This is a genomic window from Bacillus cereus group sp. BfR-BA-01311 (assembly GCF_022664295.1).
Lineage (GTDB): Bacteria > Bacillota > Bacilli > Bacillales > Bacillaceae_G > Bacillus_A > Bacillus_A cereus.
The window spans coordinates 735,192-754,859 of record NZ_JAKUHC010000001.1 but is presented as its reverse complement, the minus strand read 5'-3'; the positions used below and the strand labels follow the sequence as shown (position 1 = coordinate 754,859).

Here is a 19,668-nt window from a genome sequence, read left to right as displayed (position 1 = left end):
TATTTTTATGTATTCATCTCATCATTCACTAATATGAACCCAATATGTATATTAGTTCCACTTTATCTTTTTTATCCTATCACAAAATAAAAAAAAGAAAAATAAAAAGCCCAACATAAAATTTAATTTCATTATGTATATCTTCATTTAGATTGGACATAAATAATTATAACAACATCACCTTCGATGTTGTTGCCAACCGCGGAGAAGACTTACGTTTCCCCATAAGTTCTTCCTCCGGTTTCTCCTCTCCCTTTGCCTTCTTACTAGTACATGCTAGTATAAGAAGGGCCCTGCTATGCAGGGTTTTTTTTCTTTGTGTGCTTTTCATTTAAAAAGTGAAATGGTACAGTAAAAGAAAGAGGAGGAAAAGATATGATTCAACGCTTTATAGAACTTGGAGAAGGCTACTCTGATTTATATGAATTACTTGAAATTGCCAAAACAAATCAAGAACGTATAGCACATATGTTACAATTTGAAACGATAAAAAACGATAAAAAAGTATGTTCGCTTGTTGTAATATTAAAACCAACTACTACTGGTGATTTCCAACCATTATACATATGTCGTGAAGGCATTCCTGTATTTGAAAATAAAAAAAGTAAACGTGTCATTTTATTTGAAGAAACGGCAGAACAACTCGGAAAAAAAGTGGCTACCTTTACTGTAAAACCATCTACAACTTTCCCAGAAAAAGAACTATTTTTTAATCATTTAATTGGTATTTTACGAATGAACAATTTCATTCCTCCGATGAAATAACACGTTATTTCAAGTGAAAAATCCCCGGCTAAATTTAGCCGGGGATTTTTTCTATTAGCTATAATCGTATTCTTTTGCTCGATCAGGACGGGAATTTTCAAATTCCGTTTTTAAATACGGGCGATACGACTGTTCTATCTTTTTCACAAAAGGAAGTTTGTTCAACTTATGCATCATATGCTCAATTTGTTCCATATCACAATATACTACAGCATATTTTAATCGTTTTGATATGTAATGTATGTTACCATATTTCCTTAAAATCTTGGCATGTTTCAATGAATGTAAATAAACAATCATACTTTGTCGTTGCCCGAACATAATCTTCTCCATCTTCTCCTTTTAAAAACATATATTTTATATTCTATGAAAACCAATCAGAAATTTATAACATTACAGGACAAACTCTGTATACGTTTTCTTCCAACTTCTAAAAAACGGGGTACATCACCCCGTTTTTTTACAACCACAACCTCCGCCAGTACCACAACCTCCACCACAGCCACCAGCATCAAAGAATGGATTTCCTGTTGGCACTTTAATGGAAGAAGACACTTCCGAACCGATTACTACACTAACTTCGTCTAATAACTTCTGCAAAGCAGTTTCTGCTCTTTTAAAAGCTGCAACCTTATCATGTAAGTCCACAGAACGCTTTAATTCTCTCATTTTCATTGACACGGTAGTATAGTCAGGATGGTATTTTCCAAAACGCTGTACTTCCTCATACCGTTCTTTCATCGCTGTAAATTGCTGAATGAGCGTCTGAAGTTCCATATCTTCATGTAATTCTCTATAATACTTACGATAATCTTCTGCTATATCTGAACAGATAATCGCTTTTGCAAGCTGCTCTGCCTTATCTAATATTAATACGCTTTCTAGCGTCGCTACAATCATGAGAGACACCTCCGAGTATCCATCATACCACATTTAGATTAGAACTACTAATTGAAGTGACTTACTCAAAAGAAAGATATAATGAAACTATTTTTACACTATATCCGTACACACTTATACATTAATATGTTCCGCTATATTATATTTAAGAACATCCCACTTTCCACTATTTTGTTTCACATAACTAATACACGCATTTTTTAATGGTGTCTTAAATGTAATTTCATCTGGTTCAATGGCATGTAAAATCGCTTTTATCGCGTGTGAGTGAGCAACAATAATAATACGTTTGCCAAAATGAGTTGTCGCAACATCTTCTAAAGCAGCAAAGCAACGAGCTACAATCTCTTCATCTCGCTCCATACCTTCTACTTTACCTTCAGCAATCAACTCTCTAACAGCCGCAACCGGCTTCCCTGAAGCTTCTCCAAAATTCCGTTCAACAAATCGCTCATCTAATAAAATCGATTGTAATCCAACTGTCTTTGCAATTTCATTAGCCGTTTCTTGCGCTCTAATTAACGGGCTACTTATAATGATATCCCACGTTTCTTCTTGTAAAGCAGCTGCACTCTGACTCGCTTGCTTCTTACCAACTTCATTAAGCGGAATATCTTCTCGCCCCTGAATAATTTCTTGAAAATTCCAATCAGTTTGTCCATGTCGTACTAAACAAATTTCCGTCATGCTGCAACTCCTTTTTAAATAATCAACCTCTATTGTAACAAAAGTTCTGCATGACGGACATATTTTTCACTTCCAATTAGGTTGCATTTTGTTGCTTCATATACTGAAACATATCAATCATGATCGAAGCAACGGCCAATTGATTTTGAAACTTTTCCACTTTATCTGGTATTGTTTTTTTGAAATGTTGCATCGCCGCTAACTCAAAAGCCTCTTTTTCTTCAGGATTTCGTGTTAATTTTCTATACCAGTACGGTTGCTCTCTAATATAGCGAGATAAATCCTCATCAGCCTTTATAAACTCCATAATTTCTGCTCTCATCATCTTTCCCCCTAATCCTTTTGAAAGAAAAATGGGTTATTTTCTGAAGTACTTTGCTCTTGCTGCGTACGGTTACCTTGAAATTGCTGAATAACTTGTTGCACGCTCCCGATTGCACTCGTCACATTGGCTAAATGGTTCTGCATTTGTTCCACGTCCAACTTTTTAAAAAAAGAAAGCATTTGCCCCATCACATCAGCAGTTTTTTCCTCTTCAGTTCGATTATCTTTTTCTTTTTTATTTTCTTTTACCGAAGAAAACGCAGGTGCTCCATCCGGTCTATAAGTTGCCCATATTGGATCTTCTTCACCAAGTAAGTACCATTCTTCATAAAATTGTTGCCATGTTTTATGACCACTTCTAACCTCATGAACCATTTTAGGGTGATGGTTTACAAATTCTTTAAACTGTTGAACCGATGGATGTAACGGTCCTTTTGTTGTTGGCATAATCCTCACCTCTCCATGTATATCTACTATATAGTAAGAAAAAAAAGGCGCATGGTTCGCCTATTTTTAGACGATTCATGCACCTTTTTTTCTGCTATTTGCATACGGTCAGATTCCCACCTACAATTCAGTGAATACGAAGTAACTAATTTGGTGATGTTAACACCCCACCGCTTACAATTTCACTTTATTTTCGAATAAAGTTTTGTGTATAAAATTTATCGTATACACCAACACCTAATCCTGTAAATTGTTCATTTAATAAATTCTTTCTATGCCCCTCACTATTTAACCAACCTTGCACTGCCGCAATTCCATCACTATGTTGCGCCGCTATGTTCTCACCAGCAAGTTGAAATCCTACTTTCCCGCGCTGCAAACGATCTCCTAGCGTACCTAATGTAGGTGAGTCATGAGAAAAATAATTATTGTCTTTCATATCTTTACTGTGACCAACAGCAACATCTGCTGTTTCCTGATCCCATATTAATAATGGTAATTTATGACGGCTCCGAATGATATTTGTTAAATCAAAAATTTGTTGCATATTCCCATTTTCTACTTGTTTTATTTTTTCTGGAGTCAATGGTTGTTCTGCTATTAATTCACCTGAATAAACGAGCTGATACGGTCTTTGGCGTAATAAAGTTTCATCATCCATATAACGAACACCAACAAGCTCATGTGTAAATTGATCAAAATACAATTGCGCCCATCCATCTTCTACAGGTATTAACGGTTGTTCCATGACTTCGGTATCAGATAGCTCAAATTGATAACTATTTTTCCCTCTTTTTAATGAAATTTCATGCGAAAGCGGACTTTTTTTATATACTTCTTCATATTTTTCATTTATATAATAAGGTGGAACCTTAACTTGTTCACCAGCTGCGTATGCCGTTACAACTTTACGTTCAGAAACTCCAAATTGAACATACTGAGTTAAATCCTGGTTGTATACCCACCATTCATATCCGTATGCAGATGGCTCTATTCGAGAGGGTTCTCCCCACTTCGCTAATAAGTTTTCAGAGTCTTCACCAATCATATTTAAAACAGTGTCTGAGGAGTCTTCCTTAATTTGCTTTTTCTTTTTCACAATTTTATTTTCTTGCTTTGATTGAGATGGGGTTAATATATATTGTGAAACGAGTAATTTCCCGTATAAATCAACAGCTAAAATTAAAAATGTAATCATTACGATACGCAATAATTTCTTCAAACGATATACCTCCTGAACAAAACATAAAATTGAGATATACACAAATCCTTTTCTTTCTTTTTGTGTGTACCGTACTCTTTTCACTATATCATATTTTTGTGAAAAAAGTCTGGATTATCCCTTTTCTCTCAATATGAATTGCACTTTCTTATTATTCATACTATTATAAAAATAATGATGTAACATTAAAAAAGGAGGTATTATATGCAATTTACAAATACGAAATTTAATGGAGCCGTCGTTGAATTAACTCTTTTAACTGAAATCATGGAAAACAACCACTTCGTACTTGCCGGACAGTGGGATTATGAGCGAGTTACATACGATTATAAATTTGAAATATTAAAGGATGTTTATTATTTACGAGTGCAAGGAGTTGCTGTTGAAGGTGACATTGGCAGTAGACACGCTGAAGTAAAACTACTTCCCCCCTTATTAGGAAAACATTATTATCCTCACGGCGTTGAATATGGTGATGATGAGACTTTCCCAACGAATGTACTTCAAAAAAGCGAACAACTCCTACAAAATGTCGAAAAAGAGTTAAAAGAATTTCAAATTATTGATTAACAAAAACAAGCGCATCAATATGATGCGCTTGTTTTATTTCCCTTCCCTAAGAATGAATCGTTTTTTTTACTGGATATCCATAAATAGATCCATCTTTTACTTTAATCTCATCTTCCCAAGGAACCTTATATTTACCTTCAGCTAAATCTTTTACAAACGTATATGGATTTTCTTTCACCCCACCAGGAGTTGCTACATATCCTCTTGAACCTAGATTATATATATTATTTTCCAATCCCCATCCTAATCTAGCCTGATTTGCTAGTTCTGGATATACTTCAGCAGTAACAATCTCCCAAGGATTTCGATGTCCCTGTACTAAAGTAGTCCCATCAAAATTACATACTTGTCCTTCACCAAAGTAATAAAATACGCCATCATAACCCGCTAAGTTTACCGACAATGTATACATTAAATTCTGCCATGCATTTGAACGATTGGTTAGCATCCATTGTTCACTAACTTGTGTACTATATCCAGAAATACGAATTAAGACATTTGCACCTTTATAGGCCGCTTCACGAGCTACTTCAGGGAACATGCCATCATGACAAATACAAACAGCTAATTTACTTCCTCCAGGTCCATCACAAACAGGTAAGCCTAAATCTCCAGCTTTCCAAGGCTCGACTGGCACCCAAGGATTTAGCTTACGATACTTCAAAATCATTTCACCTTGTGGATCAATAATAACTGCTGTATTATATGGCTCTCCACCATCAGGATTTTTCTCCATTATTGAAAAAACACCATATACTTTAGATTCTTTACATGCCTCAGCAAATAAGTCTGTTTCTGGCCCAGGCACTGTGCATAAAAATTCTTCTGTAGTCCATTTTTTTGTATTGAGCCCTTGTGTACTATATTCAGGAAATACTATCAATTCTAAACCAGGGTAACCTGATTTGGTCGAATGAATTGTTTTTATGATTTGTTGAATTTGTTTATCAATGTCTGCACGCGATTCTACTACTGGTACTGGATATTGAATTAGTGCTGTCAAAAAACCACTAATCGGCTTTACCATACTTCCACTACTACCCATTTAAACTCCCCCTTAAAATAGTTCGTGTTTATTAAAGATAACAATATATATTTGTAACTCTCTAAAAAACTTGCACTACATATGGAATTATTACGCATGAAAGCTAGTAGTAAATTTTATCTCCACTTTTAGTACACGCCTACACTAACTTAACACGAAAAATTAGAAAATTCAATCTTTTTTAAGGTAGCTAAAACTAAAAAGAAAAAGCGCATGGAATCCCATACACTTTTTTTTACTTAGTCTGTAAATACGGCGGCAATTGTTGCAACTGCTCCTTATCCTTTTCACGTTCTCTACGTGCCCATCTAAAGAATACATAGCCTATAATTGTACCGTACACTATTTCCTGGACAATTTTCATTATGATACCACCAGTTTGCTGGTCTTGTACGACTGGCATCCAGTGCAAAAATTCTGGTCCCGTTATATTTAAATCTGATAAAGTGCCCGCTGGTACACATAGTTCCATCGCTTTCATCCAAGCAGCCGGATCCGTATACGTTGCAAATAACGGGGCTGTCGCAAAAATGATTAACGCACAAGCAGGCGTTAATAATATGCCATTAGCAAACATATAACCAAGTTTCTTTATATCACTTAATGTTTGATATTCTGGTAATGGATTTAACATCGGCCACCACATCATGATTGCTGTAAAAAACAATATAGCGAGACAAATAGGATGAGCTATTTGACTTTGTTTTACCGTATCAAAAACAACTGGTAAATGATAAAAAGAAAACAGGCCGTTAAATACAAATAACGCAATAAGCGGTTTAGCAAATGCCTTTAATATAATTTGAACAAACTTAAAAGAAGTAATGTAACGATATAACCAAATTGGTATACCAAGCAACAGTAACGGTGGAACTGCAATATACATGACTGCCATTTCAAACATATGAGCACTAAATATAATATGGCCAATTAAATCAATAGGCCCTCCCTTTACAAAATACAAAAGAACAATACCAGTCGTAAAATAAAAAATTTGCTTCTTACTTACCTTCGTCGCATTTTCAAATCGCATTCTATATGGCCCAATAATTAAGAAGTACCCAATAAGAATCGAAAGCATAAATAATAAAAAGATTGGACTCCATAAAGCCTGAAAACCAAATATCCACAAGTTACTCATTTTCACACCTACCTTCGTAAGGTTATCTCATAATATGAAGAGGGAGCTGTGACAACACAAGCTCCCTTATTTTTCACTTTTCAAATCCACACGATTGTCATAAAAGCTAAAATTGTAATTAACCCTATTAGCAAACCAGAGTAAAGAAAGAAACTTGCTGCTTCATGTCCTTTATGACTCATATGCATAAAATAATACAATTGAAAAATTACTTGTACCACTGCTAATAGTAAAATAAACGGTACAGAGAAAATCGGACTAAAAGTTTTTGGATACGCCACCGCTACAAATGCAACTAATGTTAAAAAAATCATTAATGCAAACGTAATAACTTGATGCCTCATTTCCTCCGCACTTTTTCTCTTCCGATAAACAAGATCAACTTTAGGATTATTCGTTTGCTTTATCGCCATTGTTTATCCCACCATTCCCATTAAATATACTACAGTGAAAATAAACACCCAAACTACGTCAATAAAGTGCCAATAAATCGATGCAACATAAAACTTCGGTGCATTGTATAAATTTAGACCTCTCTTCGCATTTCTAAAGATTAATGTTAGAATCCAACATAACCCAAACAATACGTGGAGTCCATGTGTACCAACAAGAGCATAAAACGCAGAGCCAAACGCACTACTTCTCATAGTATGCTTAAATTCATGTGTATAATGATAAAACTCATATATCTCAAACCCTAAAAACCCTAAACCTAGCAATACTGTTACTAGTAACCAAAGCTGCATTTTCTTAAAGTTAAAGTTTTTCATGTGATACATCGCATATACACTCGTTAAGCTACTCGTTAATAAAAGCATCGTCATAATGAAAACGAGTGGCATTTGGAACATCTCTTGAGATGTTGGTCCACCATTTGTAGAATTCTTTAACGCTAAATATGTTCCGAATAAGGAAGCGAACAACACTGTTTCGCCTCCAAGAAATAACCAAAAACCGACAAACTTATTTTTCCCTTCAAGGGTTGCTTTTTCAGGCTCTGCTGGAAATGTTTCATTCGTTAATTTTTCATCTACATGCATTATGCCTTGCCCCCCTTATCCTCTAAATCTTCTTTATGAATATGATACCCATGATCATCAATTACTGAACGTAGGAACATTGCGCCAAATGTAATGATTAAACCAATAATTGCTACTAATAACCAGAACTTATCTTTTCCGCCCTGCATATACATCGCACCAAATGCCGCTATAAACAATCCGAAAGAAATGACAAATGGTGAAAACGAAGGATTTGGCATATGAATATCACCAACTGGTTCCGCTGCTGTCATCTCTTTATTACCTTCACGTTTTTCAATCCAAAACGGATCTAATCCGCGAACAAATGGTAATTGTTTAAAGTTATATTCTGGTGTCGGTGCTGGCATTGTCCATTCTAATGTACGTGCATCCCACGGATCACGACCAGCTTTTTCTTTTGATACTGTCGTTTTAATTACATTGAATAGAAGAACAATCGTTCCAAGAGCCATAAACACCGCTCCGATGGAACTAATCATATTCCCCATTTCCAACCCTTGCCCTTCAAGATATGTGTAGTAACGGCGTGGCATACCAATCAAGCCAAGGAAATGCTGAATAAAGAACGTTAAATGGAAGCCGATAAAGAATAGCCAAAACGTTATCTTTCCTAATGTTTCATTTAATACTTTATTAAACATCAGTGGCCAATAATAATGAGCTCCTGCAAGTAAACCAAATACAACACCGCCAACGATTACATAATGAAAATGCGCTACTACGAAATAGTTATCATGAAATTGATAATCAGCTGGTGCAGATGCTAGCATAACCCCTGTAACTCCACCCATTACGAATGATGGAATGAAAGCTACTGCCCACATCATTGGTGTCGTAAAACGAATACTTCCGCCCCACATTGTAAAGAGCCAGTTGAATATTTTGATACCAGTCGGAACCGCAATCGCCATTGTTGCGACTGAGAAAATAGCATTAGCAACTGGACCAAGTCCAACAGTAAACATATGGTGCGCCCATACCATAAATCCTAAAAATCCAATTAATACAGTCGCAAACACCATCGATGAATAACCAAACAATCGTTTTTTCGAAAATGTCGCGAAGATTTCTGAGAATATTCCGAAAGCTGGGAGTATAAGAATGTATACTTCTGGATGACCGAAAATCCAGAATAAATGCTCCCATATAATTGTATTCCCGCCCAATGCCGGATTAAAGAAACTTGTTCCAAATAAACGATCTAACATTAAAAGCCCTAATCCTACAGTTAACGGCGGAAAAGCGAATAATATAAGCGAAGATGTTACAAATGTCGTCCATGTAAACATCGGCATACGCATGTACGTCATTCCTGGCGCCCGCATATTAATAATGGTTACAAGGAAGTTAATCCCTCCTATTAATGTACCAATACCTGAGATTTGCAAGCCGAGTACATAGAAATCAACACCATGACCTTTAGAGGCTAAAGCTAAAGATGCATAAGATGTCCATCCTGCATCAGGTGCTCCACCTAAAAACCAACTTAAATTTAAAAATACTCCACCAAAGAAAAATAACCAAAATCCGAGTGAATTCAAAAACGGGAACGCTACATCACGTGCACCAATTTGAAGTGGTACAGCGGCGTTCATAAATGCAAACACGAGTGGCATAGCTGCGAGGAAAATCATTGTTGTACCGTGCATCGTTAATACTTGATTATAAGCATCCCCAACAAGAAAAGCGTTGTTAGGAATCGCTAATTGAAGGCGAATAAATAGAGCTTCTATTCCGCCTATTACAAAAAACAATCCACCTGCAATTAAATAGAGAATGGCAATCTTTTTATGGTCTACTGTCGTTAAATAATCCCATATGACAGCACCCATCCCCTGTTTTTTTGCTACAGAACTCACGTTTTCAACCTCCCCTTCGCGAATAGTCCCTCTTTACTTTTCAACTTTTAACGTTTGTAAGTATGCATTTAACGCATCAATTTGATCATCCGTTAAGTTGCCATATTTGCCAGTCATTTTGTTTCCTGGCTTCATATTTTCAGGATCTTTCAGCCATTTTTTTAAGTTTTCTTCATTGTTTTCGGCAATACCGGCAACCATATCGCGATCCGCAAAGTTTGCTAAGTTTGGTGCGATACGAGCGGAAGGTGGTCTACTATCATTAGATCCAACTGCGTGACAACCAATACAGCTTTTATTAAATATTTCTTGGCCCTCTTGCGCCTTTGTTGAAGCTACTTCTTTCTTCCCATCAATCTTCTTCATATCAGCAAGCCACTTTTTGTACTCGCTTTCATCTAAAGCTTTCACTTTAAATTGCATTAAAGAATGTGATGGGCCGCAAAATTCTGTACAAAAACCATTATAAGTGCCCGATTTATCTGCCTTTAACCACATTTTGTTCACATTGTCTGTATTTGTATCCATTTTCCCTGCTAAAGATGGAACCCAAAATGAGTGTTTAATATCGGCACCCTTCAAATTTAAATACACTTTCTTACCTGTGGGGATGACCAAATCTTGCGAAGTTACTATCTTTTCTGATTTATAAGAAAATTCCCACCAATAAAGATTCGCTGTTACATCAACAACGATAGTATCTTTATCAATATTCTTTTTCTCCATCGCACTTACATCAGCAAGTTTGAATGTATATGTAACTGTTGGAACAGCTAAGATTAGTAAAAGAATAATCGGAATAACTGTCCATATAATTTCTAGCTTGTGATTCCCTTCAACTTGCTCTGGAATATAATCTTCCTGACCTTTCTTTTGTCGGAAACGCACAATTACATATAAGAAAATAATAGTAACTACTAGTACTACTCCTACCATGATTGCACTCGCCAGTAGAAGTAAATCATATTGCATTTTTGCTACTTCTCCTTGCGGAATTAAAGTAGATTGAAAGGCTTTACCGCATCCCCCTAACAGTAAAGCCAGCAGTGAAACGAACGAAAGCAGTCGCCACTGTTTCTTCATACAAACAACCCCCACTTTCCTTGTGAATTAGATTGTACTTTATAGTTAAGTAAAGTAAATCTCAACGTAAAGAAATCCAATTATGTCGTTGTCTTAGAAGAATGTAACTACAATCATTGATACAAATAAGATTGTTAAATAATTTAGGGAATAAACAAACATTTGCACGGACCATTTGATGTCATCTTTCTTACGGAAGCCATAAAATCCTAAAACGATCCATCCGATGTTAAGCAGTGTTGCAATTACCATAAATGTTATCCCTAGTCCACTCATATAAAATGGTAGTGGTAATAAACATACTGTCCAAATCATAATTTGGCGTTTCGTAATTTCAAATCCATGAACTACAGGAAGCATTGGAATTCCTGCATTTCGATATTCATCAACACGTTTCATTGCTAATGCAAGGAAATGTGGGATTTGCCAAATAAACATAATTAAAAATAACATCCAAGCAATTGGATGGCCTAAAGATGGATCGATTGCTGCCCATCCAATTAAAGGAGGAACTGCACCAGATATACTACCTACAACAGTATTTAGTGTATACTTTCTCTTTGTCCATAAACTATATAGAACAACATATGTGAAAGCACCAATAAATCCCATTAAGACTGCCATTGGTGTTGTTAATAATAAAAATGCAAAACCAAGAAGTAATATGACTAGTCCAAATGTAAGTGCAAATCCTGGTTTATACTTTCCAGTAACCGTTGGACGGGTCTTTGTTCTTTCCATTAATGGATCGATGTCTCGATCAATGTAGTTGTTTAAACAACATACCCCTGCCATAACTAATCCAGAACCAACGATTGTAAAGAATAACTTATCCAGATTGTCCATTACACTTAATCCATTAAAGTGTAATGCCAACCAAAATCCTGTAAATACAGTAAGTGTATTTGAGTTTACAATCCCCATTTTAACGAGTGCTTTTAAATCTTGTAACCGAGTTGTTTCCGGTACACTTGTAACAGCGGACTCATCATGCAGCTCACTTGTTGCATGGTTCATCACTCTAACCCCCTCTTAAAACTTTCATCTTTCTTTTTGCGCATATTTCAAATGAAATAATTCGCTTCTATATAGCAATATTATTACAGTAGAAACATTGTTAACCCATTCTACTACTAATCTACGCTCATACTCCAATATATTAAATCATATTTCCCGAACATTTTGTGAAGAAAACATGAACTTTTTGTGTCGAATATAAAAAACTTCATTCTGACTTGTCCTTATCATAACATGATGTTACCTTCTATAATAAACTATTTTGTCCTATTTAACACGTATTCTCCCCATTTCTTTTCAAAATAGCCTATTTTCCACCTAAAATTTTCCTTAGGAACCCTGTTTTTACACCTATTTTCTCCCCATTTCCTTCCTCCTCCATTTCTTTGCTATTTTATTATTTTTTATATATCATAGGAACTAGCGCGTTTTATTCTATACATAATGGAATGAAAATATTTCGCAATAACTTCATAGCAGAAAGATGGTGAAAGAGATTGCAACGCTTTATTAAATGGTTAGCAGTCATTACAAGCCTTGATTTATTAATAGTTTTATTAGGAGGCGCTTTAGTTACAAAAACAGGTTCTGGTCAAGGTTGTGGTAAATCATGGCCACTTTGTAACGGTGAATTTGTTCCATCTAATTTATCAATGGAAACTATTATTGAACTTAGCCACCGATTAACATCAGGATCAGCTGGAATTCTTGTCACTCTCCTTTGTATTTTGTCCTGGAAATATTATAAACATGTGCGTGAAACAAAAACGTTAGCAATTTTATCCTTCGTATTTTTAGTTGCACAAGCATTAATGGGAGCAGCAGCAGTTGTTTGGGGACAAATGCCAGCTGTACTTGCTATTCATTTTGGTATTTCCTTAATTTCATTTGCTTCTGTCATTTTATTAACGTGTCTTATCTTTGAAATTGACCAAAAGTTTGATGCACGTTCACTTATTATGGACAAAAAAATGAAATTCCATATCTATGGTGTAACAATTTACAGTTATATCGTCGTCTACACAGGCGCTTTAGTACGTCACGAACGAGCTAGCTTAGCCTGTCCAGACTTTCCTTTATGTAGCAAAAACAGACCTATGCCAACTCAACTACATGAATGGGTTCAAATGGGCCATAGAGTTGCAGCGATGTTAATTTTCGCTTGGATACTATACGCGATGATTCTCGCTATTCGCCATTACAAACAGCAACCTGTCGTATATTGGGGATGGATCATTTCATTTATCCTTGTTACACTTCAAGCTGTAGTAGGAGTTTTAGTTGTATTTACAAACGCTAGTTTAGCAATGGCATTGTTACATTCTCTATTTATTTCTTGCTTGTTTGCCGTACTATGCTATTTAGTTATGTTAGGAACAAGAAGTAAAGTGAATGCAAAAGAAGCTGAATCAACTTCTAAACAAACAAAATAATATAAAACTAAAATCCCTTGCCAATTCGGCAAGGGATTTTTTTGCAATAAAAAAAGAGCTGTATTTACACAGCCCTTTTTTTATTTTAGTGATCTAATTCAATAAGTAAATCACCCGTTTGAATCGCATCACCATCGTTAACATATACTTTCTTCACTTTACCATTGAACGGCGCTTGAACTGTCGTTTCCATTTTCATCGCTTCTGTAATTGCCATAGAATCGCCTTTTTTCACTTCATCGCCTTCTTTTACAACTACTTTAATTACCGTTCCTGGCATCGTTGCACTAATATGATTTGGATTCTCACGGTTTCCTTTCACACGTTGTGCAACTGTTGCTTTTACACTCTCGTCTTTCACGATAATTTCACGTGGTTGACCGTTAAATTCCAAGTAAAGGACACGATTTCCATCCGGCTGAGGTTCTCCAATTGATACTAGTTTAACCATCAATGTTTTACCCTGTTCAATTTCCACATCAATTTCTTCACCTAGTCTCATACCATAGAAGAACGTCGGTGTATCAAGTACAGATACATTTCCATAAAGCTCAGCAACTTTTTCATAATCCATAAATACTTTTGGATATAAAGCATATGCAACTACATCAAAAATCGTTACTTCGCGTCCAAGTTTATGGAATAATTCTTCTTTTAACGCTTCGAAATCTACTGGCTCTAGTAATTCACCTGGTCTTACTGTTAATGGCTCTTTCCCTTTTAAAATAATCTTTTGTAATTCTTTCGGGAAACCACCGTACGGTTGACCTAAATCACCAGAGAACATTTCAACAACAGATCCTGGGAAGTCCATAGCATGTCCACGCTCTAAAACATCTTGTTCTGTCAGATGGTTTTGAACCATAAATAATGCCATATCACCAACAACTTTTGATGATGGCGTTACTTTTACAATATCTCCAAACATGTCATTCACACGGCGGTACATTACTTTCACTTCATCGAAGCGATCTCCTAAACCAACCGCCTTCGCTTGTTGCTGAAGATTACTATACTGCCCACCCGGCATTTCATGCATATATACCTCTGTATGAGGCGCATTCATACCACTTTCAAACGGTCCATAGTATTTGCGTACATCTTCCCAATAATGAGATAGTTTTTCTAAAGAATCTACATTAACATCTGGTTGTCTTTCGTTTCCACCTAATGCATAGTATAGCGTGTTCGCACTTGGTTGTGACGTTTGACCAGCCATAGAACTCACTGCTACATCGACGATATCAACACCCGCTTCAATTGCCTTCGTATACGTTAATATACCATTTCCACTCGTATCGTGCGTATGCAGGTGAATCGGAATCGACACTGTCTCTTTTAATGCAGAAACTAAATCATATGCTGCATTTGGTTTTAATAAGCCCGCCATATCTTTAATACCTAAAATGTGAGCTCCTGATGCTTCTAACTCTTTTGCTAAATTTTTATAGTAATTTAAATCATATTTACTACGCAGTGGATCATGGATATCCCCTGTGTAGCACATTGTTGCTTCTGCAATTTTACCAGTGTCTCGTACAGCGTCAATTGCAACTCTCATGCCTTCCACCCAGTTTAAGCTATCAAAAATACGGAATACATCAATGCCTGCTTGAGCAGAACATTCCACAAATTTTTGAATTAAATTATCTGGATAGTTTTTGTATCCAACTGCGTTTGAAGAACGAAGTAACATTTGGAATAACACGTTCGGCATTTTTTCACGAAGATCTAGTAATCGTTCCCATGGATCTTCTTTTAAGAAACGATACGCAACATCAAACGTTGCACCGCCCCACATTTCCGCTGAGAATAGGTTCGGTAACATTCTCGCTGTTGGCTCCGCAATTTGATGTAAATCTTTTGTACGAATACGAGTTGCAAGTAATGACTGGTGTGCATCACGGAATGTTGTATCCGTTAAAAGTACACGTTTTTGATCCTGTACCCATTTTACTAATCCGTCCGCTCCACGCTCGTCCAAAATTTGTTTCGTTCCATTTTGGATTGGCTCTGAATGTTTTAAACATGGAATACGAGCATCTGGGAATATTGGTTTTTCTTTTTTACCTACTCCTGGGAAACCATTTACTGTTACTGTACCAATGTAATTTAACATTTTCGTTCCACGGTCTTTACGTTTCGGGAACAAGAACAATTCAGGTGACGCATCGATAAATGAAGTATCATATTCTCCTGATAAGAAGTTTTTATGTTTTACTACATTCTCTAGGAATGGAATATTTGTTTTAATACCACGAATACGGAATTCTTTTAAGTTACGTTCCATTTTTGCAGCAGCTTGCTCAAAAGTAAGTGCCCAAGTTGTAACTTTTACAAGTAAAGAATCGTAGTACGGTGTAATAACTGCACCTTGGAAGCTATTTCCTGTATCAAGACGTACACCAAAACCACCGCCTGATCGATATGCCATAATTTTTCCTGTATCCGGCATAAAATTATTTAGCGGATCTTCAGTTGTTACACGAGATTGAATTGCAAATCCATGTACAACTACTTCCTCTTGCTTCGGAACACCTACCATTTTGCTATGTAATGAATGTCCATCAGCTATTAAAATTTGTGATTGAACAATATCTACTCCCGTAATCATTTCTGTAATCGTATGTTCTACTTGAACACGTGGATTTACTTCAATAAAGTAAAACTCATCATCTTTTACAAGGAATTCTACTGTTCCTGCATTTAAATAATTTACATTTTTCGTTAACTTCACAGCAGCATCACAAATACGCTGACGCAGATCATCTGAAAGTGATACACTCGGTGCAATTTCTACAACTTTTTGATGACGACGTTGTACAGAACAGTCACGCTCGTATAAATGAACAACATTGCCTTCTTCATCTGCTAAAATTTGTACTTCTATATGTTTAGGTTTTTCAACGAATTTTTCGACGTAAACTTCATCATTACCAAAGGCTGCTTTCGCTTCTGATTTCGCTCGATTATATGATTCTCCTAATTCCTCACTAGTACGCACAATACGCATACCACGACCGCCACCCCCAAGGGATGCTTTAATAATAATCGGGTAATCATACTTTTCAGCAAATTTTTCGACTTCTTCTAATGAATTTACTGGACCATCACTACCAGGTATAACTGGAATTTGTGCTAGCTGCGCTTGTGTTCTTGCTTTCACTTTATCTCCAAACATATCTAAATGCTTACTTTTCGGACCGATAAAGATAATTCCTTCTTCTTCACAACGTTTAGCGAATTGAATATTTTCTGACAAGAAACCATATCCAGGGTGGATTGCATCTACATGATTACTTTTTGCAATCTCAATAATGCCTTCAATATCTAGATAAGCATCAATTGGTTTTTTTCCTTCCCCAACTAAATAGGACTCATCGGCTTTATAGCGATGATAAGAACCACTATCCTCTTTAGAATAGATTGCAACTGTTTTTAATCCAAGTTCCGAACACGCTCGAAACACACGAATTGCAATCTCTCCACGGTTAGCTACCAATACTTTTTGAATACGTTGCAGCTTTGTCATGATTTTCCCCCTCTACTTTCCTACCACTCTAGAGATAAAATATATACACACCTTAAAAAGCGTGAAGTTCTTCACTTTCCACATTATATTATACTTAGAAAGCTTCACTTTATTTTTATCCATCATACCTTATTTTTTAACAAATGATAAGTTTTCTGTGCAATTTGTTTCACAAAAATAGTATAGCATACCTCTTCCTTTTCTAACAACTTAATTGTATATCACATTAAACTAAATGTGATATATTGTTTAACCGAAAGATATATTAATACATCACATTTAAAACTACTTAAAAATAAAAACACATCATGCTCTAAAGCACAATGTGTTTTTATTTTACAACTACAAGATGTGGTCCATTTTGTTCTTTTTCTTTCATTAATCCATTCTGTTGTTTCTCTTGTCGTTTCACGTGACTAGCAATATTGAGTAGTATCCCCATCGCAAGTAGATTAGCTAATAAAGAACTACCACCGTAACTGACAAACGGTAATGGTACTCCGGTAAGTGGTATTACTCCAGACATACCACCAACATTAATAAACGTTTGAACTCCAAACAAGCTTGCAATTCCGATAGCTATTAAACTTCCAAATGGATCTGTACACTTTTGTGCGACTCTAAATGATCGAATAATTATAAGCAATAAACAAATCAAAATGATTGCTACGCCTATAAAACCAAGTTCTTCCGATATAATTGCCATAATAAAATCCGTTTGTGGTTCTGGTAAATAACCATACTTTTGCACACTATTTCCTAATCCCCTACCATTAAGCCCTCCAGAAGCAATTCCAATAAATGAATTCACCAATTGGAATCCATCCTTTTGAGGATCATTAAACGGATCAAGGAAAACAGAAAAACGTGCCTTTTGATATGGATTTAATGCATAATTGCCAAGAAGATATAGTGCCGGAATCCATACTATAGAAGTTAAAGCAATTCGTTTAATCCATAAGTTAACCTGTACTCCCGAACAAAGGAACATAATTCCTACTGTTCCTGCAATTAACAAATCAGTACCTAAATCATTTTGCTTTAATATTAAAAACATGATTATACCTACACCAATGAGTACTGGACCTGACCCTTTGAAAACAGGTGTATTCGTTTCTTGTCTTTTCGCAAAAAAATGAGCTAATATGAGGATAACCGTTATCTTTACAAATTCCGCAGGCTGTATTCCAAATATCCATCCGTTTGCACCGTTTACTGACTTAGTGAAAAAGGCAGCTGCAGCTAATAAAGCAACACTAGCACCGTAACTCCCCAACAAAAAAATTCGTTTTCTCCAAACTTTATATGGGATAGTAGCAATAATTATTAATACTATTGTCCCAACAACTAAAGTAATTAATTGTCTTTTAAAAAAGAAATTTGCTGGTTTATCAAATCGCGAAATCGCAACAATGGAACTAGAACTATATACCATTATTACCCCCAGCACACATAAGATAACAAGAGGAAGTAACAATGAATAATCCATTGATTTCCATACTTTTTTCATTTCATTTCCTCTTTCTGTTTCAATTTAATTATTGTTGTATTCCATATGTACATTCATTCTTCCTGCTTTATTATACAAATAAAAAGCTCAAACTAATTTAGTTTGAGCCCCCTTATTTGAACCCGTTATTGTTGTTTGTTTGTAAATGCTTCATGAAGTGCAGATAACTCACGTTCGAGCTCACCTAACATTGCTTTCCCTTGTTCTTCTGCAATAAGACCAAGGCGAACTGCAAAATCGACCTCGCGGGATAGTCCAAACATTTGTGTGTCTAACACTTCTTCATATAATGGACATTGCGGCATTGTAAGATGGTCCATTTGCACCTTAATAAGTCTTAAAATCTTCTCTGCATCCGCTTGTAGAAGGGCTAGTGCCTTTTCCTGATGATTTGCTACTGTCTCAGACGCCAAATTGATTCCCTCCGTTTCCGTCCTACTCTCCTCTATCCTATCTATTAATATTAGCGATAGTTTTAATAAATTGCAATAGAAACATTTTTTGTGACAACAGTGTCTAATACTATTATACTGAAAAGTGGGAGTATAACACAAATGGGGGAACAACAATGAGCGAAATTTTATTTATTAACGGAAAAGTACGTTTTCCAATCACTATTGATCCAACTGTTTGGATCTTTGATGATCGAAAAGTAGATTTGACAACTTACTTTGATGAAACTAGAGAAAACACGTCTGAACTAGAAACTTATTTAAAAAACACTTCAGAACATTGGGATCGCGAAATCCGTGATGGTGCCGCTTTTCCTCCAATACAACAAAGTGTGAAGAAATATAAAAAAGAACAGCTGATTACTGGAACATTTGGTATACCATTTCATCCATTCCTTGCTAACGCTGAAATTTTAGAGGACGCTACGCAAGTTGAAATTGAAACGGTAGATCATACAATGACACTTCCATTAGAAACTGTCAAAAATGCTATACTAGGCTTTTCAAAAGAAGGAAAACCATTAAAAGAAGACGGGCCTGTTCATCTCTATTTCAACGATGGATCTAATCAACAAAATCCAATCCGTAACATCCGTAAATTTACAATTATTTAAAGAAAAGGAGTGAGCTTAAGCTCA

The 19,668-nt window shown here is 35.8% G+C and carries 20 protein-coding genes; 4 read left to right on the top strand and 16 right to left on the bottom strand.

All coding sequences use genetic code 11. The annotated features are described in order from the left end of the window. Positions 1-375 precede the first annotated feature (375 nt). The gene (locus tag MR136_RS04115; RefSeq protein ID WP_000616017.1) at positions 376-765 is read left to right on the top strand and encodes a DUF7147 family protein; all 390 of its coding nucleotides are present in this window, start codon (positions 376-378) and stop codon (positions 763-765) included. A gap of 54 nt (positions 766-819) precedes the next feature. Here the strand turns inward: MR136_RS04115 and MR136_RS04110 are convergent, their stop codons facing one another. The 6 genes from MR136_RS04110 to MR136_RS04085 form a co-directional block, all read right to left on the bottom strand. Continuing rightward, the gene (locus MR136_RS04110; RefSeq protein ID WP_002082261.1) at positions 820-1,086 is read right to left on the bottom strand and encodes a YlbG family protein; all 267 of its coding nucleotides are present in this window, start codon (positions 1,084-1,086) and stop codon (positions 820-822) included. Between the two features lie 126 nt (positions 1,087-1,212). After that, positions 1,213-1,665 carry a YlbF/YmcA family competence regulator gene (locus MR136_RS04105; protein WP_242259260.1) on the bottom strand — a complete coding sequence of 151 codons (453 nt, stop codon included), beginning with the start codon at positions 1,663-1,665 and terminating at the stop codon, positions 1,213-1,215. 114 nt (positions 1,666-1,779) lie between these two features. Continuing rightward, positions 1,780-2,352, bottom strand: a complete 573-nt coding sequence (locus MR136_RS04100) for a histidine phosphatase family protein (RefSeq protein ID WP_000134946.1) — start codon at positions 2,350-2,352, stop codon at positions 1,780-1,782. A gap of 76 nt (positions 2,353-2,428) precedes the next feature. Then, on the bottom strand, positions 2,429-2,674 hold the full coding sequence (locus MR136_RS04095) for a YlbE-like family protein (protein ID WP_001200990.1): 246 nt from the start codon (positions 2,672-2,674) through the stop codon (positions 2,429-2,431). An 11-nt stretch (positions 2,675-2,685) separates the two neighbouring features. Continuing rightward, complete coding sequence (locus MR136_RS04090; protein ID WP_001143346.1) at positions 2,686-3,123, bottom strand: YlbD family protein; 438 nt, start codon at positions 3,121-3,123, stop codon at positions 2,686-2,688. Between the two features lie 187 nt (positions 3,124-3,310). Then, complete coding sequence (locus MR136_RS04085; protein WP_017672847.1) at positions 3,311-4,345, bottom strand: CAP domain-containing protein; 1,035 nt, start codon at positions 4,343-4,345, stop codon at positions 3,311-3,313. Between the two features lie 204 nt (positions 4,346-4,549). On the opposite strand from MR136_RS04085, the gene MR136_RS04080 reads away from it, so the two are divergent. Then, the gene (locus tag MR136_RS04080; RefSeq protein ID WP_001160947.1) at positions 4,550-4,915 is read left to right on the top strand and encodes a YugN family protein; all 366 of its coding nucleotides are present in this window, start codon (positions 4,550-4,552) and stop codon (positions 4,913-4,915) included. A gap of 46 nt (positions 4,916-4,961) precedes the next feature. On the opposite strand, the gene MR136_RS04075 is transcribed toward MR136_RS04080, so the two are convergent. The 7 genes from MR136_RS04075 to ctaB all read right to left on the bottom strand — a co-directional run bounded on the left by MR136_RS04075 (position 4,962) and on the right by ctaB (position 12,103). Beyond that, entirely contained in the window at positions 4,962-5,960 is a 999-nt protein-coding gene (locus MR136_RS04075; protein ID WP_242259259.1) for a formamidase, read from the bottom strand. Between the two features lie 235 nt (positions 5,961-6,195). After that, on the bottom strand, positions 6,196-7,101 hold the full coding sequence (gene ctaG, locus MR136_RS04070; RefSeq protein WP_000069023.1) for a cytochrome c oxidase assembly factor CtaG: 906 nt from the start codon (positions 7,099-7,101) through the stop codon (positions 6,196-6,198). 80 nt (positions 7,102-7,181) lie between these two features. Further along, entirely contained in the window at positions 7,182-7,514 is a 333-nt protein-coding gene (gene ctaF, locus MR136_RS04065) for a cytochrome c oxidase subunit IVB (protein ID WP_000985706.1), read from the bottom strand. Positions 7,515-7,517: 3 nt separating this feature from the next. Further along, positions 7,518-8,141, bottom strand: a complete 624-nt coding sequence (gene ctaE, locus MR136_RS04060) for a cytochrome c oxidase subunit III (RefSeq protein WP_000557861.1) — start codon at positions 8,139-8,141, stop codon at positions 7,518-7,520. Further along, a complete protein-coding gene (ctaD, locus tag MR136_RS04055) occupies positions 8,141-9,976 on the bottom strand; it encodes a cytochrome c oxidase subunit I (protein WP_153579316.1) in 1,836 nt (611 codons plus the stop codon). The genes ctaE and ctaD overlap by 1 nt, the downstream gene beginning before the upstream one ends. Before the next feature lie 60 nt (positions 9,977-10,036). Further along, entirely contained in the window at positions 10,037-11,086 is a 1,050-nt protein-coding gene (gene coxB, locus MR136_RS04050) for a cytochrome c oxidase subunit II (RefSeq protein ID WP_000745268.1), read from the bottom strand. A 93-nt stretch (positions 11,087-11,179) separates the two neighbouring features. Then, on the bottom strand, positions 11,180-12,103 hold the full coding sequence (ctaB, locus tag MR136_RS04045; RefSeq protein ID WP_242259258.1) for a protoheme IX farnesyltransferase: 924 nt from the start codon (positions 12,101-12,103) through the stop codon (positions 11,180-11,182). 497 nt (positions 12,104-12,600) lie between these two features. Here ctaB and ctaA point away from each other — a divergent pair, with 497 nt between their 5' ends. Further along, positions 12,601-13,536 (top strand): heme A synthase, encoded by a 936-nt coding sequence (gene ctaA / locus MR136_RS04040; protein ID WP_001188744.1) that lies wholly within the window; start codon positions 12,601-12,603, stop codon positions 13,534-13,536. An 85-nt stretch (positions 13,537-13,621) separates the two neighbouring features. Here ctaA and pyc read toward each other — a convergent pair whose 3' ends face one another. The 3 genes from pyc to MR136_RS04025 form a co-directional block, all read right to left on the bottom strand. Further along, positions 13,622-17,068, bottom strand: coding sequence for a pyruvate carboxylase (gene pyc, locus MR136_RS04035; RefSeq protein ID WP_000164090.1), 3,447 nt, complete (start codon positions 17,066-17,068; stop codon positions 13,622-13,624). A gap of 331 nt (positions 17,069-17,399) precedes the next feature. After that, positions 17,400-18,578 carry an FtsW/RodA/SpoVE family cell cycle protein gene (locus MR136_RS04030; protein ID WP_000758402.1) on the bottom strand — a complete coding sequence of 393 codons (1,179 nt, stop codon included), beginning with the start codon at positions 18,576-18,578 and terminating at the stop codon, positions 17,400-17,402. A gap of 125 nt (positions 18,579-18,703) precedes the next feature. Further along, positions 18,704-18,991, bottom strand: a complete 288-nt coding sequence (locus MR136_RS04025; RefSeq protein WP_000135694.1) for an Fpa/YlaN family protein — start codon at positions 18,989-18,991, stop codon at positions 18,704-18,706. Positions 18,992-19,146: 155 nt separating this feature from the next. On the opposite strand from MR136_RS04025, the gene MR136_RS04020 reads away from it, so the two are divergent. Continuing rightward, entirely contained in the window at positions 19,147-19,644 is a 498-nt protein-coding gene (locus MR136_RS04020) for a molybdopterin-binding protein (RefSeq protein WP_001289809.1), read from the top strand. The last annotated feature ends 24 nt before the right edge of the window (positions 19,645-19,668 follow it).